The organism is Pedococcus dokdonensis (assembly GCF_900104525.1).
Lineage (GTDB): Bacteria > Actinomycetota > Actinomycetes > Actinomycetales > Dermatophilaceae > Pedococcus > Pedococcus dokdonensis.
The window spans coordinates 3,179,973-3,194,230 of sequence record NZ_LT629711.1; the positions used below are offsets into that span (position 1 = coordinate 3,179,973).

Here is a 14,258-nt window from a genome sequence, read left to right on the forward strand (position 1 = left end):
GGAGGGGACGTCGATGACGCTGGTCCTCGGGGTCAACGGGCTGACCGGGCTGCACGACCGCCACGACCCGGGCGCCGCGCTGGTCGATGACGACGGCGTCGTGGCGGCAGTCGAGGAGGAGCGTCTCAACCGGGTCAAGCGGGCGCCCGGCTACGCACCGGAGGGCAGCGTCCGCGAGGTGCTCGCGGTGGGCGGTGTCGAGCTCGACGCCGTCGACGTCGTCGCCTATCCGTGGTCGCCGACCGCCATCGGCGAGACCGAGGCCGACGTGGCGACCCTGATCCGAGACTGGTGCCGACAGCTGGGCCGGACCCGACCACTCGAGGTCCGCTTCGTCGAGCACCATGCCGCGCACGCCTGGTGCGGGTTCGCCTTCGCGCCGCAGGCGGCTCGGGCCGGGTCGATGGGTTTCCTGGTCCTCGACGGGTCGGGCGAGACGACGTCGGGTGCTGCCTTCATCCTCGGGGACGCCGGGTTGTCCCGCCTCTGGAACCTGCGACAGAGCGCCTCACTCGGCGGCTACTACGAGGCCCTCACGCTGCACGTCGGGTTCGACCTCGGTGAGGAGGGCAAGACGATGGGCCTGGCGTCGTACGGCGCCCCCGCGGCCACCCTCGACCTCCCCCCGCTGCCCGACCTGCGGTTCGACGGCGGGCTCCCCACCCGGTCAGCCGACCCCGCGCTGTCGCCGTCCTCCTTCCGGGAGCTGCGGGCTCGCCTGCTGCAGGACTTCCGGGACCGGTGCCCCCACGTGGGCACGTTCCAGGCGCGGGCCGACCTGGCGCTCGGTGCCGAGCGGCTCGTCGGCGAGCGCGTGCTGGCCTACGCGCGTGAGCTGCTGCCCCTGGTCGACACCCTCGTGCACAGCGGCGGCGTCGCCCTCAACTGCACGGTGAACGCCGAGCTCGCCAGGCTCTGCCGCGAGGCCGGCGTGCGCCTCGTCATACCTCCGTGCGCGAGCGACACCGGGGTGGCGCTGGGCGCCGCGGTGGCCGTCGCCGTCGAGCGCGGGCACCCGCCCGCGCCGACCGGACCGTTCCTCGGGCGCAGCCACGACGGCGACTCCGTGGCCGAGGCAGCAGCGGCAGCGGGACTGGACGTCGAGGCGTGCACCGTCGACGACCTCGCTGCGGCCATCTCCGAGAGGTCGGCCCTGTGCGGCTGGTTCGAGGGGCGCAGCGAGGTCGGGCCACGGGCCCTCGGCCGGCGCAGCGTCCTCGCGCGTCCTGACGACCCCGCGGTGCGAGACCGCCTGAACCGCGTCAAGGGCCGGGAGGCGTGGCGGCCGCTCGCCCCGTCGCTGACCGCCGCCGAGTTCGACCGGTCGTTCCCGGGAGAGTCCCCGTCGCCGCACATGCTCATCGCCGCGCTGGCCACGCCCGAGGCCCGGGAGCGGCTCGCCGGTGTCGTGCACGTCGACGGCAGCGCCCGCGCCCAGGTGGTGGACGACGCCAGTCCCTACCTGCAGCTGATCCGGGCGTTGGGCGCCAGGAGTGGCTCCGAAGCCGTCACCTGCACGTCCTTCAACCGCGCGGGCGAGCCGATGGTCTACACCCCTGCCGACGCCCTGCGGAGTGCGACCCGGATGGGGCTCGACCTGCTTGCCGGCCCCGGTTGGGGGATCCGGTTGCGCCGACCGGGCAGCTGACGGCGCCCGGGTGATCGACCGCTAGCCGGCCACGGTTTCGTCGAGCCGCTCGACGGCCGAGGTGCCGTCGAGGACGAGACGCCCCGCAGTCCGCCACGACCAGCGCCGGTCCTCACGCCGCAGCAGGACCAGGGTCAGCGTCGGTGGTTGCATCACGAGGGTGGGGTGCGGCACGGTGGCCAGCCGGGCGACCACCTCGTAGGCCGGCACGTCGCCGTTGGCGTACGCGATGCTGATGTGCGGGTCGAAGCCGTTGGACGGCTCGGGCAGCTTGTGCAGCGGACGGTCGCCGAGGACGGTCGTGGCCGCCTCGAGGATGAGCCGCCGCACGTCCACCAACGGCTGGGCAGGACGCAGGGGCAGGTAGATCGCGTCGGTGTCGAGCTCGGGTGCCTCGAGGGTCATCGGCGGGAAGGCGACGCCCTCGAGGGCGCCGGCCACGTGGTCGAAGATCCGGTGCGCCGTCTCGGAGTCCATCTGCGCGGCGAAGTCGAGGCCGTGGATGGTGGCGTGTAGCCACTCCTGGAGGATCAGGTCGAGGTGCTCGAAGCCGACCATCGAGTCCTGGTAGGAGCGGATCAGCGCGTGCGCCGACGGGTCGTCGGGGATGGTGAGGTAGAAGGTCCAGAGCTCACGGCCCGGGCCCCAGTGGGGCGAGTCGGTCCAGTGGTTGACCAGGTGGGTGAGCGTCAACGCTGGGCTCCCGCAGAGGGGCCTCGATGTCCCGGTGTCACACCGAAAATGGTGGCACCCGGAGGGGCAAAGAGCACTGCCACACGCCGGATGCGCGGCAAACTCGCGGTGAACGGGCGACGACCAGCCCCCTCCCCGTGGCCGGATCGCGGATAGTGTCCCGGGGCATGGACATGCTGAGTGGCGAGCAGATCACCGGGGCGGCGCTGACCGACTGGCGCAAGCTGGCGCAGGGGCTGCACGCCCGCTACCTGGTGGACGACTTCGGGGCCGGGGCGCGCTTCCTCGTCGCCGTGGCCGAGGCGGGCGACGCGGTCGGCCACCACCCGCGCGTCACCATGGGCTCGGGGCACGTCGACCTCAAGCTGACCAGTGCGGATGCGGTCTACCGCGAGGACGACGGCACCGAGCACATCGTCGAGTGGGTGACCCAGCAGGACGTCGACCTCGCGCGCCGGATCACCGAGGTCGCGGCCGACCTCGGGCTCGAGGCCGACCCGTCGTCGGTCGCGGTGATCGAGCTCGGCCTCGACACCGCGGACTCGGCGACGATCGCCCCGGTGTGGGCGGCGCTGCTGACCGGCGACGCCGAGGCCCAGGGCAGGGGCACGCCGGGCGACGAGGTGCGCGACGCCACCGGTCGGGTGCCGAACCTGTGGTTCGGCGACGACGTCCCGGCTGGGGATGGTGCCGCTCCAGCTCCGGCACAGCGGTTCCACGTGGAGGTCTACGTGGCGCCCGAGGTGGCCGAGCGGCGGATCGCTGCCGCGGTGGCCGCGGGTGGCACGGTCGTCGACGACTCCGAGTCGCCGTCGCTCACCGTGATCGCCGACCAGGAGGGCAACCGCGGCGTGCTCTGTGTCGCGCAGGCGCCGCCGCAGGACTGACTGAGCCGACCAGCAGGATGCCGGCTGCCGGCTCCCGCAGGTGGAGGACATCGACGACCTGCGGCGGGCCGAGCCGTGCGTTGGCGAGGGCTGTCACCGTGGGGATGGCAGCTCGCAGGGAGCTGGGTGACAGGAGCGTCCCACCATGACGAGATATGTTGCGCGGCATCGGGTCCACGCCGGTCGGCACCGCGGCTACGCCGGACGGCACCTGCGACCGAGCGACCCGCCGGACCTGCCGGTGAACGGCCCCTCGACCGCCCTGGCTCCCGTGGCTCCTTCCGCTTCCGCGCCGGCGAGCTTGTTCGGGCCGCCGGCTCTGGCCCGGCCGGTCGAGGTGCACCAGTTCGACTGACGCCGGGGCCGGCATACTTGCCAAACTGGAAAGTAGACGTCATGCTTTCCAACATGGAAAGTTCATTGCGACCCGAGCCCGAGGACCCGCGCTCCGCACTGGCCGCAGCCGACCAGGCGCGCGAGCGCCTGGCAGCCGCCCTGCGGCTGCCGACCGGGCTGTTCCCCGCGCTGGCAGTCGCGGTCGCGGTGCAGGTGGGTGCCGCGGCATACGGGATCGCCGACCAGAGCACGAGCGGACTGGCCATCGCGCTGGGAGGTGCTGCTCTCTTCCTGGCCACAGCTGCAGTGCTGCTCACCAGGTTCCGGAATGCCAACGGCGTCCGGGTGGACGGCCTGGCCAGCACGATCATCCTCGGCACCGGCACGGTGTCGACCTCCGTCTACCTGGCCACCTTCGCGGCGGCGACGTGGGCAGCCTTCGAGGCGCAGTGGTGGCTCGTGGCGCTCGCCGCGGCCGCAGGCGGAGCCGCCTACTCCTTCAGCGCACACCTGTGGTGGCGCGCCTACCGCGACGACCCGGCCTCCCGTGCGGGAGGCGCCTCCCCGCGGCTGCTCGCTGCCCTCGCCGTCGTCGCGTGCCTCGGCGCCGTCGCCCTGGTGGTCGGCAGCTGATGGCGGGGTTGGACCCGTTGATCCACGCGCCGGCCAGGCTGCAGGTGATGACCACGCTCTCGGCCGTGTCGGAGGCGGAGTTCGCCACCCTGCGCGAGGCTCTCGAGGTGAGCGACTCGGTGCTGTCCAAGCACCTTTCGGCGCTCGCCGCGGCCGGCTACGTGCGGCTGCGCAAGGGAGCCCTGTCCGGCCGTCGCACCACCTGGATCTCCATGACCGGCAACGGTCGCAAGGCGCTGCGCGGCCACGTCACGGCACTGCGCCAGATGATCGACCTGGTCGACTGACTACTGGTAGCCGATCCACTCGGAGTAGAAGAGCGCGAGACCGCCCCCGACGCAGATGCCCGCGATGATCCAGAAGCGGGTGACGATGGTGACCTCGGACCACCCCACCAGCTCGAAGTGGTGGTGGATCGGGGCGATCCGGAAGACCCGCTTGCCGCGCAGCCTGAAGCTGGCGACCTGGATGATGACCGACCCGGTCACCATCACGAAGAGGCCGCCCAGGATGACGAGCAGCAGCTGGGTGTGGGTGAGGATCGCCAGTCCGGCCAGGGCCGCGCCGAGGGACAGCGAACCGGTGTCTCCCATGATGATCTGGGCCGGCGAGGTGTTCCACCACAGGAACCCGAAGCAGGCGCCGGCGATCGCGCACGACACCACGGCCAGGTCGAGGGCGTCGGGCACGTCGTAGCAGCTGACCCCGGGCGCGACCTCACAGCCCTGGTTGAACTGCCACATGCTGATCATCGTGTAGGCGCCGAACACCATCACGGAGGCGCCGGTCGCGAGGCCGTCGAGACCGTCGGTGATGTTCACGCCGTTCGAGGCGCCCGCGACCAGCAGGTAGGCCCAGCCGACGAAGAGGATCCCTCCCACCACCGGCCCGGCGAAGGCGAGGTCGACAGGCGTGTCACGCACGAACGAGATCGCCGTCGACGCGGGAGCGCGGCCGCCGTCGCCCTTGACCAGCAGTGCGGCGAGGGCGAACGCGACGGTCACGATGGACTGGCCGGCCAGCTTCTGCTTCGAGGTGAGACCGAGGCTGCGCTCCTTGTGGATCTTGATGTAGTCGTCGAGGAAGCCCACGAACCCCATGCCCACGAACAGGAAGAGCAGGAGCAGTGCGCTCAGTGACACCCGGCCCGGGCTGGTGTCGAGCAGGCCGGTGGCCGCCAGTCCCACGAGCGCGAGGTGCGAGCCGAAGTAGCCCACCAGCGCCGCCCCGATGATCACGACTCCGCCCATGGTGGGCTTGCCCCGCTTGACCTGGTGGTGGGCCAGGTCGTCGTGGATGAACTGGCCCCACCTGCGTCGCACCAGGAACCTGATGGACGGCCGCGTGCACAGCAGGGCCAGGGCCATCGCGATACCGCCCGCGAGCGCGACGTTGACCATCGGGTGTCCTTGCAGCCTTCCTGCGTCGGTGGGGGAATGCGCCCTGCGCGCGACTCCTCAGCCCCCCGAGCAGCCGGTCCACGGTATGCCGTGTGGCTGGGGTCCGGGGGGACCCTCACCCCGGGTGTCGCCCCCCGCCCGTCCGGCGGGCGAGCGACCCGCCCGTCCGGCGGGCGACCGACCCGCCCGCTCGGCGGGCGACGGACCCGTCCACCTGTGTGACGTAAGGCAATCGCCCTAGAGACGGTCATCCGTTCGTCGGTGAAGGTCGGCCCATTGCCCGATCACGAGGACCGCCACGGAGGCGTTCCATGGAAGCTGCACCGACATTCACCAGGAGAGGTGAGCCAGATGTTCGACTCGACACCCGGTCAGTCCGACAGCCCCGTGGCTGCCTGCACGGTCGATGCGGTGCACCGGCGCGACCACCACCACGTCGGCGAGGAGAGCTGCCACCCGCACCGGGTCGAGGTCGTCCACCTCGGCCACCGCGCCATCGCGGTCTGCCACGACTGCGGCCAGGACTCCGGCTTCATCCCCGAGCGAGATGCCGACCAGCTGGCCACCGAGCACCGCACCGAGACGGCCACCGCCGACCCGTCGAGCTTCATGCCCCACGTCGCCTGACGGACCTTCGGCCCCCACTCCTAGACCGCGGCGACCCCGGCGACTCCGGCGGTGACCGCGAGGGCCAGGCCGAAGGCGTAGGTTCCCATCGCACCGGTCATGCGTGGCGCGTTCTCGGAGGCGAGGGTCTCGCTGCGCAGCATCGAGATCGCGTGCAGGAGGCGGGACGCAGTGGCCAGCACGATGAGGACCTGGGCCCACGGAGTCGGGGACAACCAGCCGACGAGCAGGAACAGCGCGATCAGCGTGGGCACGTACTCGGTGGCGTTGCCGTGGGCGCGCTGGGCGATCAGCAGACGGTCGGCCGGGTCCGTCGGCATCTGGCTGCCGCCCCGCTTGGCCGCGTAGCCGCGGTTCATCGAGACGTTGAAGCCGAGCACGAAGATCGACGCGGCCAGGACGGCCGAGCAGACGATGGCTGTGGTCATGACGGTGCCTTCCAGGTGGTGTGGGTGAGGACGTGGGAGACGAGGTCGGCGCAGTAGGTCGTGCCGAGCAGCGCGTCGGCCTTGCGCAGCGCGCCGGGAGAGGTCACGTTGACCTCGATGAGGTGGCCGTCGATCACGTCGAGGCCCACACATCGCAGACCGTGCGCCTCCAGGGTCGGGGCGAGGCGGTCGACGATCTCGTGGTCGCGGGCGGTCAGGTCGGCCGGCCCGTCGGGGCTGACGATGCGGAAGTCTCCGGGCACCGGGTGGCGCAGGCTCGCGCCGACAGCCACCCCGTCGAGCACGTAGATGCGCTTGTTGCCGGCCTCGACCTCGGGCAGGTAGGGCTGGGCCACGACCTGGCGCCGCCCGGCCAGGGTGCTCGACTCCACGACCGTGGCGAGGTTGGGGTCGTGCCGCGAGAGGAGGAAGACGCCTCGGCCGCTGAAGCCGTCGACCGGCTTGACGACGATGCGGCCGTGCTCGTGCAGGAAGTCCGCGACCGTGTCCGCGCTCGCCGTGACGACGGTCGGTGGCGTGAGGTCGGGGAAGCCCAGGCCGAGGAGGTGCTCGCTGCAGGCCCGCAGACCTGCGGGTGCGTTGACCATGGCCGTGGTCCGGTCGCTGTCGTCGTTGCGGTCGGCGTCGCGGCCGACGAGGTCCAGCACATGGGTCGCGGCCAGGTAGTCACCGTCCACCGGTGGCTCGATCCGCAGGAAGACGGCTGCCATGTCGTCGATCCGCACCCGCTCGCTGGGCCCCGCGGCATACCAAGGGTCGGGCACGGTCCAGCGGCACCCGTCGGCGGGCACGGACGGCGCGAGCCGAAGGCTCCGCGCGCGAGCCACGGCCCGGCCGTCGACGACCTCGAGGTCGCGTGCCTCGGTGACCCAGACCTGCACGCCGAGGTCCTGCGCGGCGTGCATCAGGCCGATGCTGGTGTCGAGGCTCGCGTCGAGACCGTCGAGTGGGTCGACCACGAACAGTGTCCTCATGCCGCCACCTCCTCGCGGCGTCCAGCGACCAGCGCGAGGAGAGCGGTCGGGTCGGCAGCCTCCCACTGGTCACCGAAGGTGGGCAGCGTGGGGAGCAGCAGGGCCAGGGCGTCGCGACGCAGCCCGGCGTCGTACATCAGCGCCCAGATGGTGCCGAGCAGCTCGTGGGTCGGTCGCTGCGAGTCGAGGTAGCGGAGCTCGAGGTAGCCGCCGCGGGGTCGGACCGGCGGGAACAGCGTGCTGAGGTGGTAGGCATCGTCTGCCGCCTCGGGGAGGGGGAGGCGGGAGGCGGCTGCGGCGAAGGCGGCGTAGCTGCCGACCGGGTCGTGGACCCCCAGGTGCCGCCCGTCGTAGCCGGTGCGAGCGGCGTCGATGTCCTGCCAGATCCGGGTGCGTGCGAGGTGGCCGGGGTGCGCCGCGACGAGGCTTGGCCCGGCGAGGTTCGCGACCAGCCACTGCTCGTGGCCGGCCCGACCGGGGAGCAGGTCGACGCAGACCTGGAGGCTCGCGGTGAGTCGCATCATCCGGCGCCCGGCGTCGCCGTCCCTGTCGAAGAGCTGCTGCATGCTGAGGTAGCGCGGCGTCTCCAGCACGAGGGGGACGTCGTCGAGGGCTCGCCACGGGTCGACACCAGTGAGTGCGAAGTCGGTCGTGGCCGAGAGGGTTTCGAGGCACCAGTCGACCTCGCGAACGAGGGCGGCGACGGACGGCTGCGGGGGCAGGCTGAGCTCGAGCTGTCCGCCGGGCTCGAGGCTGGGTCGTCCCCGCTCGACGAGCTCCCCCGCCAGGTCGGGTATGCCGCCTGGCGGCTTGGACTGCAGGTGCAGCTCGAGCTCGACGCCGATCCGTGGCGGCCCCTCGCAGGGGTGGAACGCGCGCCGGACCGCGTCGTCCAGGCTGGGTGTCGCATCCATCGGCTCTTCTCCATTTCACCGCAGTTGCACTGCGGTCAATTACCGATAGGATGAGCCTCGTGGAGGAAGCTGTCAAGAGGCCCGCTGGCACCAGCCCGGAAACCAGACGGCTCTACCGGTCCCCGGCGCGTGAGGCGGCGGCCGAGGAGACCCGGGCGCGGATCCGCGACGCGGCGAAAGAGCTGTTCATCGCCAACGGTTACCAGGGCACGACGCTGAAGGACGTGGCCGCGCGAGCGGGAGTCGGCGAGCGGACGCTCTACGACAGCTTCGGCAACAAGCTCGGGTTGCTGCGCCACACCATCGCGATCCTCACGATGGGCGACGAGTCCCGGGTGCCGGCCGCCGACCGGCCGGCGGCGGCCGCCGCGCGCGAGCTGGACGACCCTCGCGCCGCGCTGGCCGCCCATCTGAAGCTGGGCACCGACCTGATGAACCGGGCCGGCGACCTGATCCTGGTGAGCCAGGCCAACCCGGGCATCGACGCCGACCTGGAGCGCACGATCGCCCGCGGCACGCAGGCGGCTTACGACGTCAACGTGAGGTTCGCCCAGCGGTTGGCCTCCCGCGGTGAGCTCCGGGACGGCCTGACCGCTGCCACGGCCGCCGACATCATGTTCACCCTCACCTCACCGGGGGTCTTCCACACGCTGCGCCGCACCCGGCACTGGGGGCAGCAGCGCTACCAGGACTGGGTCGTCGACACGGCCACGCAGCAACTGCTCCATGACGGCTGACCTGCACTTTTGACGCTTCAAGGCTGTTCAGGCAGACGCACCTCACCCGTTCGGCCGTACCTGCGCGCAGTCCTCGTGAATGACCAAACTGGGGGCCAGGGTTGCTGTTCTACTCGGCGGGCCCGACATCTGCCGATACCTGAGCGAAAGCAGCCACCTTCCCCATGACCTGGTCCCTCCACCGCCGGCTCGTCGCCGCGGGCGTCACAGTCAGCACCGTTGCGGCGGGGGCGGTCATCGCGGCCACCCCGTCCTTCGCCTCCGTTCCCACCGACACGTTGCAGACCTTCTACGCCACCGGGAGCGTCCAGAACTGGACCGTGCCGGCAGGCGTCACCCAGGTCTACGTGGACATCAGCGGTGCGCAGGGCGGGTCCTCCTACGGCGGCGGCTGGGGCGGAGCCGAGCTGACCGGCACGATCTCCGTGACTCCCGGCGAGACCCTCAAGATCATCGCCGGCAGTGTGGGCAGCAACGGCATCGTCTACAGCCGCGGCGCCGGCGGCGGCGGCGGGTCCTTCATCTACCGGACCGCGGACCAGGCCGGCCTCCTCGCGGCCGCAGGGGGTGGCGGCGGGGCGGGGTCCAACACCTTCCCCTCCGAGGCCAGCACCGGCCCCTCCGGAACCCCCGGCCTGAACGGCGGCGGCGCAGGTGGGACCGACGGCAACGGTGGCGGTGCCGGGACCGCCGGCGGCGGCGGCGGCCTGCTCAGCAACGGTGGCAGCTACCAGGGCGGCGGCGGCCAGTCCGTCGTGAACGGCGCCGGCGGCGGCTACGGCGCGGGCGGTTACGGGGTCGGCGGCTTTGGCGGCGGCGGCGGGACGGCTGGATTCGCCGGTGCCGGCGGTGGCGGCTACAGCGGCGGCGGCGGCGGACGCTACAACGGCAACAACGGTGGCGGTGGCGGTGGCGGTTCCTTCTTCGCAGGCACGCTCACCGGCGCGGTCGGCGGCCACGCCGGCAACGGCTTCGTCACCTTGTCCTACCCCGCGCACCTCGTCTCGACCTCGCCCGCGGCCGGGCTGCCCGGCTCGTCCGTGACCATCGACGGGACCGGCCTCGCGGGGTCGACCGTGACCATCGGTGGGTATGCCGCGACGGTGACCTCCTCCAGCGACACGCAGCTCGTGGCCACCGTGCCCACGCCGGCGACGCTCCCCACTGGAAAGCAGACCGTGGCAGTGGCCACCGCGGGCGGAGTCACCCTCCCTGCCGTCGGAGCATTCACCTACCTGTCACCCGAGCCGCCGCTGTTCACCGCGGCCGGGGCACCAGGCACCGGCACTGTGGGAGCGCCCTACTCGTACACCTACACGGCGTCCGGGCTGCCCGCGCCCACCTTCGCCGTGTCCTCCGGGAGCCTCCCGGCAGGGCTCTCCCTGACGAGTGCCGGGGTCCTCTCCGGCACCCCGACCAGCGCCGGGACCGCCAGCTTCACGGTCACCGCGAGCAACGGCGTCCTGCCCGACGCGAGCACCGACCAGGCGATCACCGTCGGTCCGGCCGCACAGGCCATCACCTTCGCCCCGATCCCCGCCACGGCGACGGTCGGCGGCACGCAGCAGCTCTCCGCGGCTGGAGGCGACTCGGGCAACCCGGTCACCTTCGCCGTCGCACCGGCCACGACCGGCTCGGCCTGCTCGGTCGACCTCGCGACCGTGTCGTTCGACCACGCCGGCACCTGTGTCGTCGCGGCCCGCCAACCGGGCAGCTCCGACTACACCGCTGCTCCGGAAGTGACCCAGACCGTGACCGTCGCCGCCAAGCCGACGACCCTGTCGGTCTCGCTCAGCCCGGCCTCGTCGGTCTACGGCCAGACCGTGACCGCCACGGCCGCCGTGGGCGGGGCGCAGGACGGCACCGTCCAGTTCTCGGTCGACGGCGCTGACCTGGGCGGTCCGCGGAACGTCGACAACGGCTGGGCCACCAGCCCCGCACTGGGCACCCTCGCGCCCGGCGCCCACACGGTCGCAGCGGCCTTCACCCCCCTCGACCCGACGACGCACGCGCCCTCGGTTGCGACGCCCCAGACCCTGGTCGTCGACAAGGCCGCCACGAGCCCCACCATCACGGTGCGCTCCACCAGCCTCTCGGCCAGCGTCGCCCGGGTGGCGCCGGGCACCGGCACCCCGACCGGCACCGTGACGTTCAGCGTCGGCGGAGTCACGGTCGGGACCGCCCCACTCGCCGAGGGCGTGGCCAAGCTGGGCTACTCCCTGCCGACCGACAAGGCCGACGAGGTGGCCGTCCAGTACTCCGGCGACACCAACTTCCTGCGCTCGTCCGGGTCCACCACCCGGCACAACCCGACGATCACCGCGAAGGTCACCAGCGCCTACCCGAAGAGCAAGACCGGGTGGTACCGCAGTGCCGTCACGGTGAGCTTCACCTGCACCCCCAGCGGTGCCGCCCTGGTGGCAGCCTGCCCGCAGCCGGTCAAGCTCACCAGGAGCGGCGCGGCACAGTCCGTCTCCCGCACCATCCTGGCCGAGGACGGGGGCGTCGCGACCGTCTCGGTCAACGGCATCAACATCGACCAGGCCCGCCCCACGGTGAAGATCACCGGGGTCTCCACGACGGTGCCGTACTTCGCCACCGCGCCGGCCGGGCGGTGCACCGCCCGTGACGGGCTCTCCGGCGTCGCGTCCTGCACCATCAGTCGCCGCGTCAGTGGTGCCAGCACGGTCTACACCGCGACGGCGAAGGACAAGGCCGGCAACGTCTCGACCACCCGGCTCACCGCGAAGACCTCCACCTTCGTGATCCAGGGCGCGACCTACAGCAACGGCGCGTACGTGGTGCGCGCCGGCCGCACCTACACGATGCTGGGCGCCGCGACGAGCCAGCCGCGGTACGTCGACGCGATGCCCTACCCCAAGGCGCCGCGCGGTCTGGACAACCGGTTCTACAAGACCGGCCCGAACCGCTGGGCCCTCGGCGTCACCTTCAGCGGCTCGATGGTGAAGCAGCAGTACTGGAACATCGGCATGAAGGTCGGCTCCAGGACCCAGGTGCTGAAGGTCAAGGTCGTCCGCTAGGACGCACCGCGCTGCAGGCGGGCCAGCTCATCTGGAGCTGGCCCGCCTCCGGCTGATCGGTATTCCGCGTGGTAGCCGTTACGCAGCACGCCTGCGGTGAATCGGCCCCCGGGCTTTCATCGCCTCAGCACGGCAGGGAAACTCGCCGCCGCCAAGGTCTCAATGAATTCTCTCTCTGCCCGGCGGTCGCGTATTCGCATGAGGTATGTGCATGCAGTGTTGTAGACAGCGCTGCCCACCGCGATTGCGACGGTGCTCTGCGCCTGTTGGTCTCCCGCGGCTCGAGCGAGCTCCTCGCTGATCGACTGATAGAAGTCGGGGGACAGGCGTGGGCCAGCACTGGCTGGGATGTCCTGGGGCCGATGCCTCATTCGATCGTGGCCGCGACTGAAAGTCGTGCCCAAAGTCCACAGCCCGTGCGCCCAGTCGATGGAGGCGGCAGCCCCGGCCGTCAACAAATTTGCGTCAATTGACGGATGCGGAGAAGTCGATTGCCGGGACAGACTCCCTGCCACCGAGGGGTGCAAGTCGTATCCGGGAGCATCGGCAAGGGGATCGAACGGAGGGGTGTCGAGCATGGCCAAAGGGATGCGTTGTAAAGAGTGCGGCAGTGCAATGTATGCCGACAAGGAGGATTACCAACCCAAGGGAACGTGGGTCACTTACGTCTGCCGGAACGGCTCTTGCCCGTCCGTCAAGCGTGGCTTCCCGTGGTCCGAACGCACCTTCGAAGGGTCGTGAGTTCATGCGGGCTGAGAGCTACGACGGCGTATCTTCACGGCTCGACAACGCGGCCGGGCCCACATGAGCTCTGACCAGGACAAGGTAGACGGTCACCGCCGCGCGATTCGGGAACATATTGAGAAGTATCAGCGCTACCCGGATGCGCAAGACAAAGAGTTTGCGCTTAAGACAATTGCCAGGGTTCAGGGAGAGATACGCGATCTCAAGCGCAGAAACCCACGACTCCGAGACGCAGCCGAGGACTCGTGGCGGCCCTGAAAGGATGGGCGCCCCCCTCCCTACATACCAATGGGCAATTGTCGGATGCTGACTGGGTGGCCACCAGCCTTCTCATCAATTCAACCGGCCTCAATCAGGTCTTCCAATATCTCGAAGGGTAACGTTAATGGCTTCTTGGGACACTTTGGTCGGGTATGTGCGGAACAACTACAAGATCGCGAACGAGTTCCGAGACGACACGGGGCACGTAAATGGTCTCCAGATGCTCTTCGATGTCGGGGATCTTCGATCCCAATTGATCTACCTCTGGGAGCACAACCTCAACGGTGGGACAGAGCCGTGGTTCACGATCGCCTCGCCGTTCGCTCGGGCGTCAAATGTGGACGTCGTTGGGGTGCTCGAATCCGTCGGGGCCAACGTGTGCGGGGGCGTTGCCAAGGTCGGCGACCTCCTCGTCTTGAAGCACGCCGTCCCGCTCGCCACGCTCGACATCCTGGAGTTCGAGCGTCCGTTGATGCTCGTCGTTCACACCGCAGATGCTCTCGAGGAAAAGTTCGCCGGAGGAGACAGCTTCTAGTTCGCCGTTGAGCGATAGGTCGAAGGGAGGTTGGACCATGGCATGTGCCTGCGAGAAGGATCGCGGACAGGGGAACAAGTGCGCCCACTGCAAAGAGGGTAATCACAAAGCCTGTTCGTCGTTCGGTAAGTGCTCCTGAGTGACCGGTCACCGTGCAATCGGCTTGAACTTCAGCTCTGTTCAAGACTTCCGCAGCGGTTTCCAATTCGTAAGGAACGAGTGTGAAAGGGGAGGTCGATGGCGAAACCTCGCTGTGGCCTTTGTGGAGGGAATGGCAAGTGTCGGCTGTGTGACGGGAGTGGAAAGGGGATCACTGGCGCAAATTGTTCCATGTGTGGAGGCAATAAGCGCTGCTCCAGCTGCTTCGGAACCGGAGTAG

General features: G+C 70.5%; 14 protein-coding genes. 9 read left to right on the forward strand and 5 right to left on the reverse strand.

Annotated features, from left to right (window positions below):
* Positions 1–13: 13 nt before the first annotated feature.
* Complete coding sequence (locus BLQ34_RS15015; RefSeq protein WP_091787213.1) at positions 14–1,648, forward strand: carbamoyltransferase C-terminal domain-containing protein; 1,635 nt, start codon at positions 14–16, stop codon at positions 1,646–1,648.
* Between the two features lie 21 nt (positions 1,649–1,669).
* Here the strand turns inward: BLQ34_RS15015 and BLQ34_RS15020 are convergent, their stop codons facing one another.
* Complete coding sequence (locus tag BLQ34_RS15020; RefSeq protein ID WP_091787215.1) at positions 1,670–2,341, reverse strand: 2'-5' RNA ligase family protein; 672 nt, start codon at positions 2,339–2,341, stop codon at positions 1,670–1,672.
* 167 nt (positions 2,342–2,508) lie between these two features.
* Between BLQ34_RS15020 and BLQ34_RS15025 the strand changes: the two genes are divergently transcribed.
* The 4 genes from BLQ34_RS15025 (at position 2,509) to BLQ34_RS15035 (ending at position 4,484) form a co-directional block, all read left to right on the forward strand.
* The gene (locus BLQ34_RS15025) at positions 2,509–3,228 is read left to right on the forward strand and encodes a 4a-hydroxytetrahydrobiopterin dehydratase (RefSeq protein ID WP_091787218.1); all 720 of its coding nucleotides are present in this window, start codon (positions 2,509–2,511) and stop codon (positions 3,226–3,228) included.
* Positions 3,229–3,373: 145 nt separating this feature from the next.
* On the forward strand, positions 3,374–3,583 hold the full coding sequence (locus tag BLQ34_RS18865) for a hypothetical protein (RefSeq protein WP_157693070.1): 210 nt from the start codon (positions 3,374–3,376) through the stop codon (positions 3,581–3,583).
* 53 nt (positions 3,584–3,636) lie between these two features.
* The gene (locus BLQ34_RS15030) at positions 3,637–4,197 is read left to right on the forward strand and encodes a hypothetical protein (protein WP_157693071.1); all 561 of its coding nucleotides are present in this window, start codon (positions 3,637–3,639) and stop codon (positions 4,195–4,197) included.
* Positions 4,197–4,484, forward strand: a complete 288-nt coding sequence (locus tag BLQ34_RS15035) for a transcriptional regulator (protein WP_091787224.1) — start codon at positions 4,197–4,199, stop codon at positions 4,482–4,484. Before BLQ34_RS15030 ends, BLQ34_RS15035 begins: the two co-directional genes overlap by 1 nt.
* Here BLQ34_RS15035 and mraY read toward each other — a convergent pair whose 3' ends face one another.
* On the reverse strand, positions 4,485–5,597 hold the full coding sequence (mraY, locus tag BLQ34_RS15040) for a phospho-N-acetylmuramoyl-pentapeptide-transferase (protein WP_091787245.1): 1,113 nt from the start codon (positions 5,595–5,597) through the stop codon (positions 4,485–4,487).
* A gap of 351 nt (positions 5,598–5,948) precedes the next feature.
* Between mraY and BLQ34_RS15045 the strand changes: the two genes are divergently transcribed.
* The gene (locus tag BLQ34_RS15045) at positions 5,949–6,224 is read left to right on the forward strand and encodes a hypothetical protein (protein ID WP_091787248.1); all 276 of its coding nucleotides are present in this window, start codon (positions 5,949–5,951) and stop codon (positions 6,222–6,224) included.
* Positions 6,225–6,244: 20 nt separating this feature from the next.
* Here BLQ34_RS15045 and BLQ34_RS15050 read toward each other — a convergent pair whose 3' ends face one another.
* The 3 genes from BLQ34_RS15050 to BLQ34_RS15060 are packed head-to-tail and all read right to left on the reverse strand — an operon-like array spanning position 6,245 to position 8,561.
* Entirely contained in the window at positions 6,245–6,652 is a 408-nt protein-coding gene (locus BLQ34_RS15050; protein ID WP_091787251.1) for an MAPEG family protein, read from the reverse strand.
* A complete protein-coding gene (locus BLQ34_RS15055; RefSeq protein WP_091787254.1) occupies positions 6,649–7,647 on the reverse strand; it encodes an ATP-grasp domain-containing protein in 999 nt (332 codons plus the stop codon). The genes BLQ34_RS15050 and BLQ34_RS15055 overlap by 4 nt, the downstream gene beginning before the upstream one ends.
* Complete coding sequence (locus tag BLQ34_RS15060) at positions 7,644–8,561, reverse strand: glutamate-cysteine ligase family protein (RefSeq protein ID WP_091787257.1); 918 nt, start codon at positions 8,559–8,561, stop codon at positions 7,644–7,646. Before BLQ34_RS15060 ends, BLQ34_RS15055 begins: the two co-directional genes overlap by 4 nt.
* A 59-nt stretch (positions 8,562–8,620) precedes the next feature.
* Between BLQ34_RS15060 and BLQ34_RS15065 the strand changes: the two genes are divergently transcribed.
* The 3 genes from BLQ34_RS15065 (at position 8,621) to BLQ34_RS15080 (ending at position 13,879) form a co-directional block, all read left to right on the forward strand.
* Entirely contained in the window at positions 8,621–9,298 is a 678-nt protein-coding gene (locus tag BLQ34_RS15065; protein ID WP_172829413.1) for a TetR/AcrR family transcriptional regulator, read from the forward strand.
* A 164-nt stretch (positions 9,299–9,462) separates the two neighbouring features.
* A complete protein-coding gene (locus BLQ34_RS19445) occupies positions 9,463–12,339 on the forward strand; it encodes an Ig-like domain repeat protein (protein ID WP_091787262.1) in 2,877 nt (958 codons plus the stop codon).
* Between the two features lie 1,159 nt (positions 12,340–13,498).
* Positions 13,499–13,879, forward strand: a complete 381-nt coding sequence (locus BLQ34_RS15080; RefSeq protein ID WP_157693073.1) for a hypothetical protein — start codon at positions 13,499–13,501, stop codon at positions 13,877–13,879.
* Positions 13,880–14,258 lie beyond the last annotated feature (379 nt).